The sequence below is a fragment of the Parapedobacter flavus genome (assembly GCF_035818675.1).
Lineage (GTDB): Bacteria > Bacteroidota > Bacteroidia > Sphingobacteriales > Sphingobacteriaceae > Parapedobacter > Parapedobacter flavus.
This window is the reverse complement of sequence record NZ_JAYKZZ010000033.1, coordinates 1-20,522: the sequence shown is the minus strand read 5'-3', so window position 1 is coordinate 20,522 and position 20,522 is coordinate 1. Positions and strand designations below refer to the sequence as shown.

The 20,522-nt window shown below is 50.2% G+C and carries 15 protein-coding genes; all 15 read left to right on the top strand.

The genetic code is table 11. The annotated features are described in order from the left end of the window. Positions 1-221 precede the first annotated feature (221 nt). Genes U9S71_RS19830 through U9S71_RS19760 form a run of 15 tightly spaced genes read left to right on the top strand, consistent with a single transcriptional unit; the run spans position 222 to position 20,394 of the window. On the top strand, positions 222-776 hold the full coding sequence (locus tag U9S71_RS19830) for a Pvc16 family protein (protein WP_326329573.1): 555 nt from the start codon (positions 222-224) through the stop codon (positions 774-776). Between the two features lie 13 nt (positions 777-789). Next, a complete protein-coding gene (locus tag U9S71_RS19825; protein ID WP_326329572.1) occupies positions 790-1,425 on the top strand; it encodes a hypothetical protein in 636 nt (211 codons plus the stop codon). 33 nt (positions 1,426-1,458) lie between these two features. Next, positions 1,459-2,877, top strand: a complete 1,419-nt coding sequence (locus U9S71_RS19820) for a phage tail sheath family protein (protein ID WP_326329571.1) — start codon at positions 1,459-1,461, stop codon at positions 2,875-2,877. 44 nt (positions 2,878-2,921) lie between these two features. Beyond that, positions 2,922-3,356, top strand: coding sequence for a phage tail protein (locus U9S71_RS19815; protein WP_326329570.1), 435 nt, complete (start codon positions 2,922-2,924; stop codon positions 3,354-3,356). Continuing rightward, complete coding sequence (locus U9S71_RS19810) at positions 3,356-3,847, top strand: phage tail protein (RefSeq protein ID WP_326329569.1); 492 nt, start codon at positions 3,356-3,358, stop codon at positions 3,845-3,847. The genes U9S71_RS19815 and U9S71_RS19810 overlap by 1 nt, the downstream gene beginning before the upstream one ends. A gap of 11 nt (positions 3,848-3,858) precedes the next feature. Further along, positions 3,859-4,023 (top strand): DUF5908 family protein, encoded by a 165-nt coding sequence (locus tag U9S71_RS19805; protein ID WP_326329567.1) that lies wholly within the window; start codon positions 3,859-3,861, stop codon positions 4,021-4,023. Beyond that, a complete protein-coding gene (locus U9S71_RS19800) occupies positions 4,023-4,739 on the top strand; it encodes a CIS tube protein (RefSeq protein ID WP_326329566.1) in 717 nt (238 codons plus the stop codon). Before U9S71_RS19805 ends, U9S71_RS19800 begins: the two co-directional genes overlap by 1 nt. 6 nt (positions 4,740-4,745) lie before the next feature. Further along, a complete protein-coding gene (vgrG, locus tag U9S71_RS19795; RefSeq protein ID WP_326329565.1) occupies positions 4,746-6,494 on the top strand; it encodes a type VI secretion system tip protein VgrG in 1,749 nt (582 codons plus the stop codon). A 49-nt stretch (positions 6,495-6,543) separates the two neighbouring features. Next, the gene (locus U9S71_RS19790; protein WP_326329564.1) at positions 6,544-6,789 is read left to right on the top strand and encodes a PAAR domain-containing protein; all 246 of its coding nucleotides are present in this window, start codon (positions 6,544-6,546) and stop codon (positions 6,787-6,789) included. After that, the gene (locus U9S71_RS19785; protein WP_326329563.1) at positions 6,790-7,209 is read left to right on the top strand and encodes a GPW/gp25 family protein; all 420 of its coding nucleotides are present in this window, start codon (positions 6,790-6,792) and stop codon (positions 7,207-7,209) included. It abuts the gene before it with no gap. A 31-nt stretch (positions 7,210-7,240) separates the two neighbouring features. Further along, a complete protein-coding gene (locus U9S71_RS19780) occupies positions 7,241-10,747 on the top strand; it encodes a baseplate J/gp47 family protein (protein WP_326329562.1) in 3,507 nt (1,168 codons plus the stop codon). A gap of 8 nt (positions 10,748-10,755) precedes the next feature. Then, complete coding sequence (locus U9S71_RS19775; RefSeq protein WP_326329561.1) at positions 10,756-13,692, top strand: baseplate wedge protein; 2,937 nt, start codon at positions 10,756-10,758, stop codon at positions 13,690-13,692. Positions 13,693-13,694: 2 nt separating this feature from the next. Further along, on the top strand, positions 13,695-17,285 hold the full coding sequence (locus U9S71_RS19770; RefSeq protein WP_326329560.1) for a hypothetical protein: 3,591 nt from the start codon (positions 13,695-13,697) through the stop codon (positions 17,283-17,285). A gap of 7 nt (positions 17,286-17,292) precedes the next feature. Beyond that, positions 17,293-18,765, top strand: coding sequence for a contractile injection system tape measure protein (locus U9S71_RS19765; RefSeq protein ID WP_326329559.1), 1,473 nt, complete (start codon positions 17,293-17,295; stop codon positions 18,763-18,765). A gap of 18 nt (positions 18,766-18,783) precedes the next feature. Continuing rightward, positions 18,784-20,394 (top strand): N-acetylmuramidase domain-containing protein, encoded by a 1,611-nt coding sequence (locus tag U9S71_RS19760; protein ID WP_326329558.1) that lies wholly within the window; start codon positions 18,784-18,786, stop codon positions 20,392-20,394. Positions 20,395-20,522: the final 128 nt, after the last annotated feature.

Below are 20,522 nucleotides of genomic sequence, written 5' to 3'. Positions count from 1 at the left end.
GTATTGCCGTAAAAGGCGTGAGAGTAGGTCGGCGCCAAAACCTACCGAAAGCCCCAACGTGAAAACGATGGGGCTTTTTTTGTTCATGCCCATTCCCGTAAATCAGCAAACCGAAAAAATTAACCTAAAGTAGAATACACCAAAATAGGTATTGCCAGCGTTTTCAGATCCCTCCATATTTGTGTTATCGATAGGTACTATCGGACCAAACAAATGTGGAAATGCTTTATCCAGCCATTGAAAATATTCAACGTATCTTGAACGACGGCCTCTCCCCCATCGTATCGATTGCCAATATCGCACTACTTGATAACGGGGAGAATGATCCAAATGATGCAGACATCATTATTTCCCTCGTAAATGTTGAGGAGGTACGGCTTGCCCGAGACCTGCAATATGTCGTGAGGGTTAATGGCGACTTACTTCCCAAAAACCCGCCGGTACATCTCGACCTTTCGTTGCTATTCACTGCATATGGACCGGGTTACGCCAATAACCTACAACACCTCCAAGACGTCATCGCTTTCTTCCAAAAACAATCTGCCTTTACAGCCGACGACATCCAGGAACTGGCCGACGACGGGATTGAGCGCTTAACGATGGAAATGGTAACCCTCAGCCTCGAGCAGCTACAGCAACTGTGGTCGATGTTGGGCGGAAAATACCGCCCGTCCATTCTTTACAAAATGCGGATGCTGACCATAGACAGTGTCTTGGATGGACCGATAGCGCCTGTCAGGGAAATTGAGGCGCGATTTAAACGAAAAGCAAACTAACCGACAAAAGGCCATGGAAACGATTACCATACGTTACGAAAAACTCTTCTCCATCTTATTGGCCCATACCGCTTTCCCCGTTCCGGCAGCAGGGAAAAATTGGACAGCGTCACTTATGGATGAACTTAAGATTGAACCCGATGGCCCTACTGCTGCACTATTTGAAAGACACGACATCCATTGCCAATTTAAACACAACACGCTATCCTGCTACATCCGTGTCGCCGCAAATAATGACACACCGTTTTTTCGACTACCAACGGATTTCTCGGCGCGGCTGCTATTAACGGCCACCAACACCTTCATCGCCAAAACAGGCTTGTCACCGTCGTTTGGTGGTGAATATACCCATCACGTCCAAATAAAGTTAAAAACAACGACGTCATCCATCCGTCTCAGTAACAGTGCACTAACCACCGTTGCATCGGCAACCCCCGAACGGGTGTTCCATCCAGGATATTCGGATCATCCCAGCTTTTGGGAAGAACGCCCGGTGTCCATCACCGGCTGCTTAGCCGTTTTAGATATCGTTGCCGAAGGCACCAAAAAAAACAAACTATTCAAACAAGAAGCTACGCAAATCCTTAACTACACCGTTAGCAACGGAAAGGCAGACCAGCATATCTACCGCATAGACCTAAAAGTGTAAACACGTAATTAATAACCTCAAAAACTTATAACGATGGCACAAATCAATGAAACAGCAATCAAAACCCCCGGGGTCTATGTAAACGAGATCCCGCTCTTCCCACCATCGGTGGCCCAAGTGGAAACAGCGATTCCAGCGTTTATAGGCCATACACAGAAAGCCGAAAACGAACTTGGAGAATCATTGACGAATAAGCCGACCAAGGTGTTTTCGCTAAAGGAATACGAGCAGTATTTCGGTGGCCCCGAAAATCAGTCCGATATCAAGGTCACGGTAAACCAAACAACAGCAAGCGGCACCGTAACTTCGCTTGTTGCCGTTGCCGAACTGCCCCAGGATAAGATCTCGAAGTATAAGATGTACTATAGCCTGCGGCTATACTTTGCCAACGGCGGCGGTCCGTGTTATATCGTATCGGCTGCTCCGACTACGACCAATATCACATCGACAACGTTGGAAGCGGGACTAAATGCCTTGGCCACAGCTGATGAACCCACCATCATCGTCATTCCGGATGGGCTATCGCTGGCAAAAGATAAGTATTACGAGTTGATGGGAAAAGGAATCGATCAATGCGTACTGCTTCAGGATCGATTCACGCTGTTGGACGTACATAACGAAGGCACCAATGTAACGAACACCATCAGTACATTCCGCACGGAATTCACGAAAAACGACAACCTGAACTATGCGGCAGTCTACTACCCGTATCTGAAAACCACTTTTGAATACGCCTATGTGGATACGGCCGTGAATGTAGTCATCGTAACAGACGGCACTGCTGCCGCCGCGGTGAAATTGAACACGTTAAAAACCACGCAGACCGCTATCTATAACCTCTGCGTAGAGACCATTGCTAATAAATTAAGTCCCACATTACCTCCTTCGGCCGCAATGGCAGGTATCTACGCTCGTGTAGACGGATCGAGAGGCGTATGGAAAGCACCGGCGAATGTGTCAGTCAACTCGGTATACGGACTTAGCGCAAATATTTCTGATGTTGAACAAGGCGCGATGAACATCGATGCAACAACCGGCAAGTCCGTGAATGCTATCCGCTCGTTCCAGGGAAAGGGGTTTATCGTATGGGGTGCCCGCACATTGGCAGGAAACGATAATGAGTGGCGTTATGTTAACGTCAGGCGGCTATTTATCACCGTCGAGGAATCGGCAAAGAAAGCCACGATGCAATTCGTGTTTGAACCAAACGACGCTAATACTTGGGTTAAGCTACGCGCTATGCTAGAAAACTACCTCACGTTGTTGTGGCGGCAAGGCGCGCTGGCAGGCAGTAAACCAGCGCATGCATTTTACGTGCGCTGTGGGCTGAACCAGACGATGAGCGCCCAAGATATCCTTGAGGGCAGACTGATCGTCGAGATTGGAATGGCTGCCGTACGCCCGGCCGAGTTCATCATCCTTCGCTTCTCGCATAAAATGCAGGAGTCATAGGCATTATTCATTAGTTGATGTTGAATCTATAAATCTGAAATAAAATGGCAAATTATCCCCTACCCAAGTTCCATTTCCAAGTAGAATGGGGTGGAGCAAAGATCGGTTTCAGTGAAGTGTCTGGCCTGGATGTCTCAATAGAGCCTATTGAGTACCGCGATGGGGCAAGTCCGGAATACCACAAAATCAAAATGCCCGGCTTGCAGAGTTTCTCTAACATTACGTTGAAACGTGGCATTTTCAAAGGTGATAACGAATTCTACAATTGGTGGAATACCGTAGCATTGAATACGATTGAGCGGCGCGACATTATTATTTCCTTGCTTAATGAAAACCATGAACCCGTGGTAGTATGGAAAATAAAGAGTGCTTGGCCGCTTAAAGTACAATCGACGGATTTGAATTCCACAGGCAACGAAGTGGCGATTGAAACCATCGAGATCGCGCATGAAGGGTTAACCATCCAAAATGAAGGCTGATGTTTTCTTATCCACCCGTTGGCTTCCACTTTTCTGTGGCATTCGAACTGTTTCCGCAGACACCGAACGATTTCCGCTTTCAGGAAGTGAGTGGATTGGAGATGGCGATGGAAATGGAATCGATTGTTGAGGGCGGACAAAACCGCTTCACTTGGGAACTTCCGGTACGAACTAAATACAGCGATCTGGTCCTCAAGCGCGGTATGTTTATCGGGTCGGGCATATTGATGTGGTGTAAAAATGCATTCGAAAACTTCGTTTTCGAACCGACGAACATCCTCGTTGCGCTGTTGAACGACAACCACGTACCGATCCAAGCGTGGTATGTTGTCAACGCCATTCCCAAGAAGTGGTCGGTGTCTGCATTTGACGCAGAAAAAAGCACCGTGGTTGTAGAAAGCATCACATTGAGTTACCAGTACTTCGATATCATCAGTGTGGACTCGCTATTGTCGGCCGCAGGTAGCATCGGCGGTTCGGTTAGCTTCTAACGTAATAGGTTATGCCCATCGAGATCAAAGAACTCCACATCAAGGCCGTAGTGGTTGCAGAGCAACAACCCATGGTACCGACGGCGGCACCCGGCATCGCGAAACTGAAAAAAGAAATCACGGATGAGGTGCTTCGAAAAGTTCATCGGCAACTCAAACAAAAAAATGAACGATAATGTTTGGTGACCTTACATCTGCAGAAAAGCTGTACGTGGAGCCGTACTTGGATGCAGCATTCTCCCGGAAAGCACCGGGCGAGAAATTCAGTGCGCTCATCAATCCGTCTACGTACACCTGTAAATATGAATACGACTACGATGACACACAGGCCGCGGGCAAGTCATCGGTGAAAATGAAATTCAACAAAATCAAGCCCCAGAAATTTACGTTTGATTTCTTGTTCGACAGTACCGGTGTTGTAAAGAATGCGTCGATGCTGAATGTTTCCGTCGCCAATCCATTTGCACAACCCGTCTCGGTAGCCGAGCAGATCGAAGACTTCAAGAAGAAAATCATCGACTTCAAAGGTGACATCCACCGCCCCTACTACCTTAAAATCCATTGGGGAACATTGCTTTTCAAAGGCGTATTGACCCAAATTGACATCGAATATAAGGTTTTCACAACAGATGGCACCCCCATCCGGGCGGTAGCCAAGTGTTCTTTTACCGAAAGTATAGAAGACCACCTTCGGGAAGCCCTCGAAAACAAGCAGAGCCCCGACATCACCCATGAACGGATTTTTACGGGCGCAGAGCGCATCGATCGCTTGGCTACTGAAATCTATGGGCGCGACGAATACTACATTGCCGTGGCTGCATTTAATAGGCTAGACGGATTTCGAAAAATCCGCGCCGGCACCACACTCTATTTTCCGCCATTAGAAAAATAAGCCATTATGCCCACCGTCCACAATAGCGATTTGGTAACCCATACCGTCCTCGTCGGAAGCCAGCCAACCTTGACGGCAGCTGACGAGCTACCGCACGTGCTAAACGTTGTAGACATCGAGGTGGAAAGCTCACTCAATAAAATCCCAACAGCAACACTTACCATTGCAGATGGGAATCCGTATGAGCAGGATTTCGAGGTGAGTAGCAGCGGGTTGTTAGCCCCCGGAAAATTCGTTGAAATCAGATTGGGTTACGATGGCGACAACATCACCGTATTCAAAGGCATCATCACCGCAAACGGCCATCAGATACAGGATTTACAGTCGCTCTTCGTCGTAACATGCAAACATGAGACCGTGCGGATGACCGTAACCCGAAATAGCCGATACTATGCGGAAATGAAGGATTCGGATGTTGCCGAACAGTTATTTTCCGAAAACGGCATCAGCGATTACGATGTGGCCACCACGGATGTTATCCATGAGCAATTACTGCAAAGCCAAGTCAGCGATTGGGATTTCATGATGACAAGGCTCGATGTAAACGGTCTATATTATTCGGTTGATGGCGGGAAAATAGTGGTACAGAAACCCGACGAAGATGTACCGTCCGTATTCACACTCACTTACGGACACAACATCGTGTCGTTCGATGCCGCGGTGGATGCGCGCTTACAAACCCCGGCGGTTGTTGGATACGCGTGGGACCACACCAATCAGGCCGTCACATCGTCCGAAGGTGCGGTTGGGCCATCGGCTTATGCCGGCTCATTATCAACGGATGATTTAGCAGCGATAATGGGCAAACCGCTAGAAATCAGGCTATCCGGAGCAATGGAAACACAGGAAGTCCAATCGCTTACCAATGCAAAACGGACCAAACAAGCGTTAGCTAAGATTAAGGGAAAGGTTGCTTTTTCAGGTGAATCTATTGTCATTCCGGGTTCGTTTCTCACCTTATCGGGGCTGGGTGAGCAATTCAATGGCAAGGTCTTCGTGTCGGCGGTGCGTCACAACTATGCCGATGGCAACTGGATGACGGAGGCGACGCTGGGATGGGAAGACACGTTCTTCTCGGAAAAGCTATTCCCGGAGCATCCGGTTTCTTTCACCGGTCAGTTTATTGCCACACAGGGATTGCAGATTGGCGTAGTAACCGATATCATCGACCCTGCGGGAAAAGGCCGCATCAAGGTACGCTTGCCGATTATCGCCACCGCAGATGAAGGGTTCTACGCGCGACTGGCTACGTTGGACGCCGGCGACAACCGCGGTACGTTCTTTATGCCGGAGGTTGGCGATGAAGTCATCGTGGGCTTTTTGGGTGATGACCCCAACTACCCGGTTGTGCTTGGGATGCTACACAGCAGCGCGAAACCTGCCCCGCTTACCGCAGCGGATGCGAATAACGAGAAGGGGTATGTGTCTCGCTCGGGAATAGCCATCCTCATACACGACGCCGATAAGCGTGTTTCAATCGAGACACCCAGTGGACGAAAACTAGTGCTTGACGATGCCGGTGGTGTATGTACAATGGAAGATGCCAGCGGTAATAAGTTGCTGTTTGACGACAGTGGAATCACACTGTCTTCGGCGAAGGACCTGGTGCTAAAAGCAACGTCATCCCTGTCGATAGCTACGCCGCAGTTGGATATAAAAGCCGACGCCACCGCTAAGGTTTCGGGTGCTGGCTCACTACTTATCGAAAGCTCGGGGATTACCGAGATAAAAGGTTCAATGGTAAAAATAAATTAATTGAGTCATGAGTTTGGCCGCAAGAATAAGTGATATGCATACCTGTCCGATGACGAGTCCTAACCCACATGTCGGCGGCGTCATCATGCCGACAGGTTGCCCAACGGTATTAATCGGCGGACTGCCGGCAGCACGGATGGGCGATTTGTGTGCATGCCCGGGACCGCCCAACGCGATTGTCAAAGGGTCTGCGACGGTACTAATCGGAGGACTTCCGGCTGCGCGACTGGGCGATTCCACGGCACATGGTGGCGCGATCACCAACGGTTGTACAACAGTACTGGTAGGAGGATGAATGATGGATAAATTACACCAATCTTTCTTGGGTACAGGGTGGGGGTTCCCGCCCGAATTTGATAGCGAAAACGGGGGCGTAGGCATGCTCAGCGACAGCGACGACATCCGGAGTAGTTTGGAAATCTTACTTTCCACCCGGCCCGGTGAACGTGTCATGTTGCCCGACTATGGTTGTAACTTGAACGAGCTGTTGTTTGAACCATTGACAACGACGATGAAGACCTATATGAAAGACCTGATACAGACCGCGATATTATATCACGAGCCCCGTATCGCGGTCAACAAGATTGAATTGGTCGACACCGGTGAATTGGCAGGTCGAATACTCATTACCGTTGACTACACCGTTCGCGCGACCAATTCACGGTTCAATTATGTTTTCCCTTTTTACCGGCAGGAAGGTACGGAAGTAAAATGATTAAGCTATGTCGTGTTCAGATAAAAACAGTTTGAGACGTGAAGGAACGGCACAACATAGCCGTTCGCTACCCGCGCTATCTCCGCACTTTGCCCAAGTAGACGAACGAGACCACAAGCAGCTACTGCTATTCATGCAACGCTATGCGGCCCATGTCACCTACTTCGACAAGGAAAACAACGCTGCGGGAACTTGGAAGCCCCTCATCCAGCGCGATTTGAGCATGGCCCTCGCAACATTAGCAACAATGGATCCGCTGGTATTCAGCAATTATCATAAATCTCTCGTGAAACGTATCCGTATAGCGGTTCGGAGTTCTAATATCGTTGAGGCTAAACGCTGCTACAAATTCCTATTCGACTTCGTGTATACCCTGGCCAAGACCGTAGACGAACAATGCACACACTTAACAGGTAATACCGATTATCAACGACACATCACCGATATCATCGCGTTGAAGATGGATAAGGGGGCGCGGGCATTGTTGACATTTAGGGCTGCCAACCTGCCCTTGTTGCCGTCCTCGGGAGCCACGGATCCATTGGCACCCCTTCACCCACTCAACTCTTCCATTGCCACACATGAATTCCATTATATCCAGGATACTCCGGAGCCCCTCGACCTACATATCCCCGACGTAGATGAACTTGCGAAAATCAACTATATTACCCACCACAACCTCTTCCAACAGCAGATAAACTCCGTATTGACCGCAACAACCTTGGCTATCCGGAAGGCGAACACATTGTTTACCGATGCTGTTGAAAACTACGACAAGCACCAACCCCACATGGCCTTGATGCACACTTTTCTGCAGCTATTTGGTCACGCACAACACGAATTAAACCAATATGGGAAAAACCACCTCGAATACTATTATAAAGAGGTGTTAAAACTGAAGCTGCGAAAGCCTGCGCCAGATTATGCCCACCTTGTCGTTGACCTGCATAAGCATGTAGACCGGCACCTGCTCAAGGCCGGAACCTTGTTTAAAGGCGGAAAAGATGCGGAAGGCAAGTCGCTGGCTTATCGGCTATCGCAAGACGTTTTGCTGAATCAGGCGAAGGTGGCAGCGGTCCATTCACTTCGCAAGGTCGACGGACAGCTCTTTATAACGCGCAATAGCGACGAGGCACCGGCATTCCGTTTCGGAGACTCACCGAACCCCACAGCGTCAATGGGCTTCGCCATCGCGTCGAAATTATTGTTCCTAAAAAGTGGGGAGCGGACCATCACCGTAACCATCAGGTTTAATCAGCTGCCATTCAGAAAGACACGGATTAGCAAGTTATTGGCTGCGCGGAATAACATCAGGTTCAAAATCCGATTGACCGGCGAAAAGGGATGGTTGGAAGACGAAGTGCTGGCGGACTATCAGCCGCAACGGGGTGAACTCACGTTTTCTATCGACGTTGACGGCGGGAAAGACGCCATCCAATCCTATGATGAAAAAACCCATCAAAGCAACATCGATACAGACCTACCGCTGCTTATGGTATATTTCGACCAGGAAGCATCCGGCATGGACTATGATGCACTGGCCGAACAGACGATTAGTGAAATACGGCTCCGTGTAGCCGTACAAGGTTACAAAGATGCTATACTTAGCAATGACATTGGCTTGCTGGATGGCAGTAAACCATTTAAGCCATTTGGCGACCTTCCTCGGCGTGGTGCCGGCTTTTACATTGGCAGCGGCGAACTCTTCCAAAAGCCGTTGACCGCACTGAGCTTGACGACGGACCTGCCTGCGTTGTTTTCTGCAGACTATTTATTTCGTGGCCGCTGGCAAGGGCTAACTACCACTTCCGCTACCGGCGGACATACCCTTGCCATGCCAAATCACGCTATCCAAGAACAAGCCGCAACAGGCCGCACCGGACGTGCTTATGGGGCAGGTGACCGGGATGGGCATATCCGACTCGCTTTGACGAGCAACCAGTATTCCTTGTCGTCGTTCATGGAAAGTTTGACACAAAGCTTCAACGATACCAAGTTGATGAAAATCCCGGTGCAAACAACGGCGACGATAACCGCCTTGCTCCATTCCGATTCAACTGTAGTCGAGGCAAAAGAGACTATGGTGAAGAAGGCTGAAATGCAGGATGTACGCTCGGAAATGCTTAAAACCGTGGTCTCCGCGGCACAGTTTGAAGGGTTCAGGTTGATGCGGAATTCGACCCCTACCCCACCGGAGTTAATTGTCGACAAATTCGAGATAAACTATGCTGCCGCGGAAACGATTACGCTAGCAGGCGACGGCAAATCCGCGTTTTTCCACCTCCACCCATTTGGGTACAAGCGAATCGACCATAACAAATGGGTGGGGCCGCTCCCGGTCGTTTCAAACAACGGCGAATTATTCATCGGACTGGGCGACATCGAATCTCCCAATACCATCTCCCTTCTGGTGGAAGTAGTTGAAGGCAGCTCCAACCCGCTTAAGCCCCTTGAAGCGGTGCGTTGGTATTACCTCAATGACAACAACGACTGGCAACCGTTCGAAAAAGAAATGTTGATTGACAATACGAAACACCTCTCGCGCAGCGGAATCGTCACCATATCGCTCCCTCCCGATTCAACGTCCAACGGCACACGCATGCCCTCCGGGATGCTGTGGTTGAAGGTAGCCATACAATCGGAGCTAGATGCGATCTGTAAGCTTACCGCTATCCGGGCGCAAGCGGTACACGTGGCATTGGTACAGGAAGGCGAAAACGGCACTTCTTTCAAAGAAACGCGTCCAAAGGGAGCGATTTCAAAACTACTGATGAACGATGCAGCGGTAAAACGGATCGAGCAACCGTCGCCATCGTTTGGTGGGCGCCCCATGGAGCCTGCCGACCAGTTTTATACCCGTGTCAGTGAGCGGCTACGCCATAAACAACGGGCCATCACCATGTGGGATTATGAACACTTGGTCCTCGAACAGTTCCCTTCCATTTACAAAGCTAAATGTATAAACCGCGCAGGATTCATCGACGAACCCGGCAAGACCACGTTTTGCGAGAATTATCCCGGCCATGTGACGATGGTGACGATTCCGGACGTGAGCAAATTTGCCCATACGAACGCCCTGCGCCCTTATACGCCCATCGGGACATTGGTTGATATTGCCGAATACTTGGAAAGTCTCAAAAACCCATTCATCAAATTGCACGTCCGGAATCCGCAGTTTGAGGAAATACAGCTTGAATTTAATGTGACTTTCTATCTCGGCAAAGACGAGGCATATCACCTCAACCTCCTGAATGACGACATCGAACGTTTCCTTTGCCCTTGGGCATTCGACACTTCGAAACCGGTGTCTTTCGGCGGCAAAATACACAAGAGCACGCTGATTGATTTTATTGACGAACGCCCATACGTACATGTGCTTAGTGCATTCCGGATGCACCATATCGTCCGTGATGAGCAATTGGCTGTGCAAACGGCAAACTACGATGTCGATGAAGCAGTAGCCACCTCTTCCCGCTCCGTATTGGTTTCCTATGCCGACGGGACAACAAAACATCTGATCCATGTAACATCAAACTGAGAATGTGTATGAAAACTTATACCATACCGAAAACACAGCAATTGCATGCTGCACTCGATTATGACCGCTTACGGCAGGAAGGGTTGAAGCACATCGAGCAATTGGCTAGCGACCTGTGGACCGATTACAATGCGCATGACCCGGGTATTACGATATTGGAGGCACTCTGTTATGCAATTACCGAGCTCGGTTACCGGTGTTCTTTTGAGATGAAGCATCTGCTACATGATGCTACCGATCAGGTGCTGTACCCGGCGAGGCAGATTCTGACGAACCATCCGTTTACTTTGGCGGATTACCGGAAATTGCTGATTGATATTGATGGCATAAACAATGCTTGGCTATCCCCTTCCAATCGCCAGGAAATCCCGTTTTTTTTCAATGGCGATGAGCGGAAATTACAGGTTGAACCTAGCGGCACAGCCATCCAGCTCAATGGGCTATATGATGTCGTGCTAGACTTTGAACGCGACGAGCAGTATGGTGACCTGAACACCGGTGATGTGGAACTGACCACTCCCGGTGGTGATGCCGTCATAAAATTCGAATTTCCATCGTATGATGACATCTCCCGGGGCATCATAAAGGAACCTATGGTGTCCGTTTCGGCCCAACCGTCCGGTGCCGCCGGGCAATACGAATTGGTATTGACGAGCAACGCCGCGACCACCTATCACCTTCCCTTCGCGATGACGGTTACCTTACACCCGCCAACCGGAAAAATAACCGCAGCTCAGTTGGATGCACTGCTCGAAGACACAGAGTACGTGCAACAGCTGGCCGATACGTTCCTGCTGAAACTGAAGCAGGTTGATACGGTTTTCAAACGTGTACGCAAACAACTGCATGCACATCGAAATTTATGTGAAGATTTCCTGTCCATCAAACAAGTGGGCTATGAAGAAATCGCGTTCTGCATGGATGTCGACGTATCGGCCGATGCGGATATCGAACGCGTACAGGCCGAATTGCTGTTCGCGCTTGAGCGGTACCTAAGCCCTTCGGTCAACTTCTATTCGCTGAAGGAGCTGCTTGAGAAAGGCTGGGAAACGCAAGACATTTACACGGGCGTTGCTCTCACTAATGGATTCGTCGACCCAAAGGAATTGGATGAAACGCAATTGCGTACGCATGTATACGCTTCGGATGTGATTAACCTACTGATGGATATTGATGGCGTATTAGCCATTAGAAACCTGTTGATGACCAAATATGGGCAAGATGGGAAACCCATCAACGGTTTCATCGGTCGGGACTGGTGTATGGCCATCAGCGAACACCATAAACCGGTATTAAGTCATTCGCAATCTAAAATCCTACTTTTCAAAAACGGCTACCCCTTCCGTGCGCGTGTCAACGAAGTGAGCGGCACCTTGTCGGTAATGCGGGCCCAGCACACATTGGGGAAGCGCAAAGGCCATGACATGGATATTCCTATCGAGACCGGTCAATCGCGCGATACGCTCAGCTACTGGCCCGTACAATATGATTTACCGGCCGTCTACGGCGTAGGCGAAGCCGGTCTCCCGCCCCATGCAGATACCTTACGAAGGGCCCAACAACGGCAGCTAAAAGGGTACCTTTTGTTTTTCGAGCAATTGCTGGCCGATTTCTTTGCGCAATTGTCCAACGCCAAACGTTTATTTTCTATAGAAGACATCAAACAGACGTACTTCGCACAATACCTCGATGACATTAAAGACACGGACGGGCTACGGTCTACCGACTTAAAAACCGCCATAGACGCAGGAGCCGGAAGCGCCGAGTGGCAGGCATTATATGAGCGCCAGACAGCCTATAACGAACGGCGGAATCGCTTTTTGGACCATTTACTGGCACGGTTTGCCGAATCGTTCAACGACTTCGCACTGCTCCGGTATCAAATTAATTATGAAGAGCAAACCACGGAGCACGTCGCCATTGAAGAATTGATCGACGCGAAAATACAGACGCTAAAACAATACCCCGACCTCAGCGCAAACCGCTCGAAGGCATTCAACTATTTCCCTCAAACCGAAACATTCGACTTGGCAACGGACCAGCTTTGGAATACCGACAATGTTTCCGGATTGGAAAAACGGATAGGTGCCTTGACGGGTATACAGGATCTGACCCGCAGGTTCCTATACTGCATCAAACACGCAGAAATCCAATGCGAGGAAGAAAACGTCGAGGGCGAAATCCATTGCATGCACCGGTTTGAGATCACGTCGCGCGAAGGCGTGGTGTTCGCGTCGTCGAAGTTCCCTATCAAGGCAGATGCAGAAACAGCACTCACCAAAGTGATCGACTTGGCTGCAACGGCGGGAAACTATGTTTTCGCCGCCGGTAAAATCACGCTCATGGCAGACGGTGAACGCCTGATGGAAACAGTGGACACGGTTGAGAGCGCTGGAGAAGCGGATGAAATCATCAATAAAGTGGCCACCGAATTTGGTGAGGGATGCACTGACTCCGAAGGGTTTCATTTGCTTGAACACACTTTGTTACGACCGCGGACCGATACCTTCCAATTGATGGATCTATGTGAAGTAGATGGCGACTGCCTATGCGAGCTCGATCCCTATTCGTTCCGGGCATCCGTGGTACTTCCCTATTGGCCCGACCATTTTGACCATCCGGCTTTCCGGAACTATTTCGAAAGTAAGCTACAAGAGGAGGCACCGGCGCATATCCAAATTAAAGTTTGTTGGGTCGGCAACGACCAATTGCGGCAGTTTGAGGCCCGGTACAAAGCCTGGATGGCAGCGCTTGCCGGTTATTTCCACGACGACAGGGAAGACGCCTCGGCCCTGCAAGCAGCAAACGACAGCTTGCTCTTGTTGCTACCGCAGCTGAAAAACGTTTACCCACAAGCTACGCTGCACAACTGCGCGGAAAGCAATATCGAAAATAACCCCGTCATGCTAGGAAGAACAATTTTAGGCACTTATTTAAATCAATGACCATGAACAAGATTGAGTCATACCCCGTTTTTGAGGCCGACCAGGTACTTACGAACAACCACCTGAATGATACGGTAAACTACCTGGATCGGCAGAGTCGTTTGTCTAGGGTGCGGCTTATCGGGAACGGTATCGTTTGCGGATTGGACGTCGCGGTTGCCGATGAAAGCATCACCATCGGTGGCGGTCACGGCATCACCTCACAAGGCTATGTCATCGAGCATTGTGAGCAGGTATATACGCACTACACCGATTACACCTCTCCTGAGGTCCCCAACAGCTTAAATCCGATTACCGGTTGCCACGATGACCCGAAAGCACTACCCTACTATGGCGTAGAAGATATCTTGGAATTGCTGCCTGGCGACTCGCCCGAAACGGACAAAAAGCCGATTGAAAAATTAAAGCGCGATACCTATGTGGTCATATTGCTATTGGAGGCCACACAGGTGCGCCTTAAAAATTGCGACACGAACGATTGCAACGACAAGGGGGGGCGCCTCGATTTTGAAGTGAGGCCTCTTTTGGTGCATACCGACCTGCTCGATGGCAATGACAAATCCACATTCAATACCCTATTGCTGAAGCGGTACGGCGTACCCGCAGCGAATGTATTCGAAAATGGTGAACAGATACTCCAAGCATTTTATGATATCGTTGACGACGATACGCTTACCAAGCTGGAGGAAAACCTAAACCGCTCTTGGCTCCGGTACGCGGGTTTACTTGGACTTTCCGAACCCAATCCATTCGAAAAACTCAACCTGCGGATCATCCGGGATAAATTCAGCCATCAACATGGCAATTTCCACTATATCCAGTATTTCTACGATTTCATCGATGATCTAATCAAGGCGTTCCATGAATTTCACGGAAAAGCACAGCATTTTAGCGGCACATGCGGTGCCGATGAGCAAGCTTTCCCCTTGCACCTGGCACTCGGATTGGCCTCAGAAACCACACGTTTCGGCTATATCGACAGTTATCGCCAATATTTTGTTCCTGTGCATTACCTCTACGGGCAACAGCACCTCAAGGAAGAAGTCAATTTATTATTGCAACGGATGAAATTCATGGTCGCGGAGTTTGATGGTTCATTACCATCCAAAAAACAATCCTTGCGCATCACACCTAGCTACATCGGCAACGAACCCCTTTCCGATCGGTGCGTGCCTTTCTATTACCGGCGCGAAAGTTTGGATGAATGGTGGAAATTTTCACGTCAGCGAAATGACGCCGACAGCGCTCCCCCCAATGCGCTGCTGTATGATATCGAGTCCTTCAATGCCTTTCGTATTGAAGGCCACGTTGGCAAAAATTATGCGAAAGCATTGGCAGAAATCGTAGCCGAACGCGATGCTTATAACCTCCCCTTCGAGGTAGTCGCACTCAGTGCACTCGATTTGGAGCAAATCGCCAACGGAAACGAAGTGACCTGCAAAGTGCAAGACCTGGAGTCGAGCTATACCGTGCTGATTGCAGGATTATTGTGTCGGGTTGAACAGATTTTAACTTACGTAGGGAATCTCCGCCCCAAACGGGACGGCGTCATCGGCGATGTTTTAGTAACCGATACAATCAAGGTGGACAAAGCCGCCGCAGCCCGCACATTCTCCAAAAGGATAACGTCTATCAAACACGAACTATCGGCGCTGAAGAAAGAAACGTCACAAGCAGCCAGTGCCCCCATAAATTATATTTCCAAAGTCATGGATCCCGGAGCAGGTGGCAACGATGTTAAACTGATGGATTTTGTAGCCAAAGATATGGGTGCATTCTTGATTGCTGACCGTGGGCTTTTTGAATACATCCTGCCCAAGCCCGATATGCTGCTCGTGTTCCTCCAACAACTCAATGCTATTTTCGGCTACCTTTTTGAGCACGACCTCCGGGAATTCGACGTGGCCGCATACCAGGCATTATGGGATGAATACCAATTAACCGTAGAAGGGATCATCAAGGCCGCCGAAAAGTCGGAAAACGAAGCGCTAAAAGACTATTTCGCTCCTAAAAACAATAACGTACTGTTTAATTGCACCAACGAAGCGTTGTTTGCGCTGAAGGAGGAGTACAATAAACGGTTGGATCGATACCAGGAAGCGGTCACGTTTGCCAAGTACGTCGAACGGCACAAAGGGTTGGAGCACAAAGCAGGTGTACCCAAAGGCGGCACGTTCGTATTGGTGTATCAGCCTTCGTCTGCACGTTATTCACCCATCATCCCCGAAAGAGATCTGCAGTTGGTTACTCAACCGGTTGAGGAAAGTCGGCTCACCGCAACCAATACGGCCACTAAACGGTTTGCGGCAGACCGCAAAACATACACGGATGCCGTCAGTCTCATCGAAGGGTTGGACCTTGGTTCCTCGGCCTCCAAGGTCCTGGATGCGCTGAAAAGGCGCGAGGAAGAAGAGAAACAGATTAGCCAATTACCTGGAGGCGTAGTCATTGCTGACTTTTACGTGCCTTATCTGTGTAAAAGTAATTGTGCTCCCATCGCCTACGTCTTCCCCCCTTCGCCCGATGAACCGTCAGAGCCGGACACGCCCGATGAGGAGGAACCCACAGTTGTTATTGAACCGACGGCTTTTTGCGTTGAGGATAAAGAGAAATACCCAATAAAGGCCAGTCCAACAGGTGGGAAGTTAACCATAAATGATAAAGAAAACGACTTGACAATCGTGCCGGCGACACTTGGTGTAGGAACCTTCATCGTCAAATACACCCTGCCTTCCGGAAGTACCGCTGAGACCCAATTCACTATACAAGCGCCTACGGACGCCGCCTTCGAAATCGACAAAGCAAGCTATGCCGACCGTGAAAAAAACTGGGAATTGACCCTGAAAACCGCTGTACCGGACGGCCCTGAGGTAAAATCTCAGTGGCTTTTGGATGGCCAATCCATTGCCGAGAATAAACGGGAAGTGACGCAATTGCTCACCCCCAACAATCCCAAGGCGGTTATCACCTATCATGTACTCGACACCCCCTGCGGAACGGCGACACATGCCCGTACCTTCATCCGCGATGACCAGGACCAAACCATCGCCAGTGAAGAAGAATCGGTGACCATTCCCGTAAATACACCGGGGGCCATCACGGTGGTTTCGGCGCCAAACGGCGTAACCACAAAGAAAGGCGCAGTAGTTATTTCTCCCGCGCAAATGGCGAAGGATGGGTTGAAAGGCGGTGTGATCGCCTATTACCATGCTGACGGTGCCCAGGTAACCTTGGCGGTGCTCACGTTCAGTTTACGTGCTACGGCCCAACGCACAGCGGCATTCGAAATCTCCATCGGCATACCGGGGAATGACCTCATCCTAACGAGGCCCGGCACATCGCGCACCGCGGTCAGCATCGCACTCAACGCATTGGCGGACGAAGGAACATCAACGTGGACGATCAACGGAAAGGCCGCGAAGGCGACGACCAGCATCCCCGTTAAGGCGTTCGAGCAACTTAACGAGCTCGTGATTACCCATCGGATCACATTCGGCGACGGCATGTCCGTAGCCACCAAGACATTCAAACAGCCTATTACCGCACTGCGAAAGCAGTTGGATGCCGGCAAAGGAAAAATCATCGTAAAATAAGAAGTTCATGCACCATCACTCCCATATTATCCATCGGCAGTCGCTCGAGGTCACTTTTGAAGGGTCCGGCGAACGACTGGGCATACAGGATCGCCTGGCCGAAGTATATTATGAAGGAATCCTGCCTGAATTGGATCAGCTATTCACCGAATTCAGCGCAGAACAGAAAGTGGTGACCATCCCAGAACTATCGATCGATTGCGGACTGTTGCAGGCTACTAACTGGGAAGATGAGCTGATCGCAAATGTTTGTAGTAAGATACGCGACGAACTACGCCGATATCCAATCGCGTCGACCGTGCAGCAATGGGACGGTGAATTCATCCATTTCCTGCAAACGGGAAGATTCCAATGGGATAGCCAGAAAAAAAAGCCCGTTGATTATGAAGAGCACCTGCTGTTGGACGCGCCGTTTTTGGCTGGGTTAACGCGAGCGCTACAAACCTCCGGCGACACACTGAAGCGCCTCTTCCATTACTGCACCACGGATTTTATCATCCGGCTGGCGAAAGCGCTAGCAAAAGACCGCCTACCATCGGCGGATTTAACGTATAGGGTGCTCCTCGAACAGGGCGAACTTACGGAGGCCGTATGGGCAAACGCGGTCGTGGCGGCCTACTACACGGCGTATTGCCGACCATCGACCGGTCCGGCACCTGAGAAGCGTTTTAGGGCAACGTTAACCGAGAAAATATGGTCGAAACTTGATGGCACTCGGCGGACACGATTCGTCGAACAACTCCTAAAACACATAGCAACAATAAGCGACGCCGATCTTGACGCATTGCTAGTTACCGGTTTCTTAACAACCGTGTTACCGCTGGTCGCGAACGAGTTTCCCAGTTCAGCAGCAGCTATCCGGCAGCATACCGCCGCCGGATTACCTGAAGAGCCCGAACCGATTGATGAGCAGGACATCCGTGCCACGGCCAAAGAAACCGATATACCGATGGGCGACCTACAACAAGCAGAAACCTGCTACTACATTACCAATGCTGGTCTCGTGCTCGTGTATCCGTTCATCGCCTCGTTATGGCAAAGCATGGGCTTTTTAGATGATGCCCAGCAGCTTTTTCCCGCAGCCAAGGGCAAAGCTGCCACTTCACTCCAGTATCTGGCATATGAATCGCCCACCGTTGCCGACGAAAGTGAGCTGCCGCTGAATAAGCTACTCACGGGTCTGCTGCCTACCACATTCGTGGACCCCTCATTGTTCGAACCGACTGCGCAGGTCGACCGCGAACTCGAAACGCTATTAGAAGCCCTCATCACCCATTGGAAGGTCTTGCGCAATACGACCATTGCCGGGCTTCGCGAAACATTTTTACAGCGCGAGGGGAAACTCACGCCACAGGCCTCCGGCTGGTTGCTGCAGGTAGATACCAGGGGCGTAGACGTTCTTTTAACAAGTTTACCGTGGCCAATTGGCATGATCAAACTCCCTTGGATGGACAACATACTACGGGTGGAATGGGGATGAACAATTAACTACTAAGTGATGAAACTACTAAAAATCAACAGCCGCGGTGATGCCGTTGAACTGCTCCAGGAGCTGCTCAACGAGTATAGCCACCAATTACCCATCAATGGGATATTTGATACGACGACCGACCTCGCGGTCCGCTCATTCCAAACCCAACAGGGTTTGGTGAGTGATGGTATTGTCTACACCAAGACATGGACAAAGCTGATCAATGGCGTACCCGTGGATATGGGCAAGATGGAAGAAAAATACCTGAAAGAGTCGGACATCCGAGCGCTTGCGGGTACACTTGGCGTTGATGTGGCGACCATCAAAGCCGTAAACGAAGTAGAAAGCCGTGGGCGTGGTTTCAACGCCGATGGCAATCCGAAAATACTGTTTGAGGGGCATGTGTTCTGGAAGGAGTTAGAAAAAAGGGGCGTCGACCCTTCTGCTCACACATCAGGCAACACGGATATCCTACACAAAAAATGGACAAAAGCACACTATAAAGGGGGAGCTGCAGAATATGACCGACTAGAAAAGGCAATCAACCTGCTACCAAGCAATAGCAAGGTTGCGGAAGCAGCGTATGCTTCGGCTTCTTGGGGGCTGTTTCAGATCATGGGATACCACTACCACACCCTAGGGTACGATTCGGTCATCGCGTTTGTCGGCGACATGCAATTGAGTGAAGGAAAGCAATTGGAGGCGTTCGGCCGGTTCCTGCAAAAAAACAACTTGGTAGGCGCCCTCAAAAATAAGCAATGGACGGTATTTGCCAAGGGCTACAACGGCGCCGGTTATGCGGCCAACCAATACGACCGCAAGTTGGAAGAAGCCTACCAACGGCATAAGGCTGCCGAGAACCAGTCGGCACCAAAAACAGCCCGTACGCTGATAAAGAAAGGGGATACGGGTGGAATGGTCCGCGAACTGCAAGCGATTTTGAACGAACTGGATTACGTAGTCGCCGAAACGGGGGTTTTCGATACCGCAACGGATCGGGCCGTTAAAGATTTCCAAGGTTCGCATTTGGATAAGCACCAGCAACCGCTCTCGGTGGATGGCGTGGTCGGCCAACTGACCTGGTGGGCACTCGAAAATCCGCGCCCACGGGTAACAGCCGGAGCCATTGCATACGATGAACTGCCCGCTACCGAACATGGCGAAAGCCAACTGGGACGTGCCGCACTTCGGGTAGCCATTGGCGAGCTGAAGGCAGGAGCCGGCGAGGTCGGCGGGAACAACAAAGGGCCGTGGGTACGAAAATACATGGAGCCCGCGGGTTTACCAGACGGATACCCTTGGTGCGCTGCCTTCGTGAGCTGGTGTTTTCTCCAGGCCGTAGGTGGCGACCGGCGGGATATGCCATTTAATTACTCGGCAGGCGCACGGAATATTTTTAACCAGCTGAAAAACAAAGGATGGAGTTTCACCAGCGAATCCGGTAAGCAGCCCAAACCGGGTGACGTAGTGTGTTGGTGGCGCACGTCCCTTGCTTCGGGCAACGGGCATATCGGGATCGTACACCATTGCGACGATGGATTCCTCTACACCATCGAGGGCAACAAAGCGGCGAACGTTGCCGGGTTCTCTTACGTCAAAACCAGGATGGATAAGTTGCTGGGCTTCGCCAGGGTATAATTAGTTTGTCAGATTTACATCAAAGCATATGTTTTCAGCAAAAGAAATTTCCAGGCGTGCATCCAAACCCAAGAATAATGGCGGTGTTTTCTTCCAGCCAAAGCTGACGGTAAACCAGCCCGGTGACG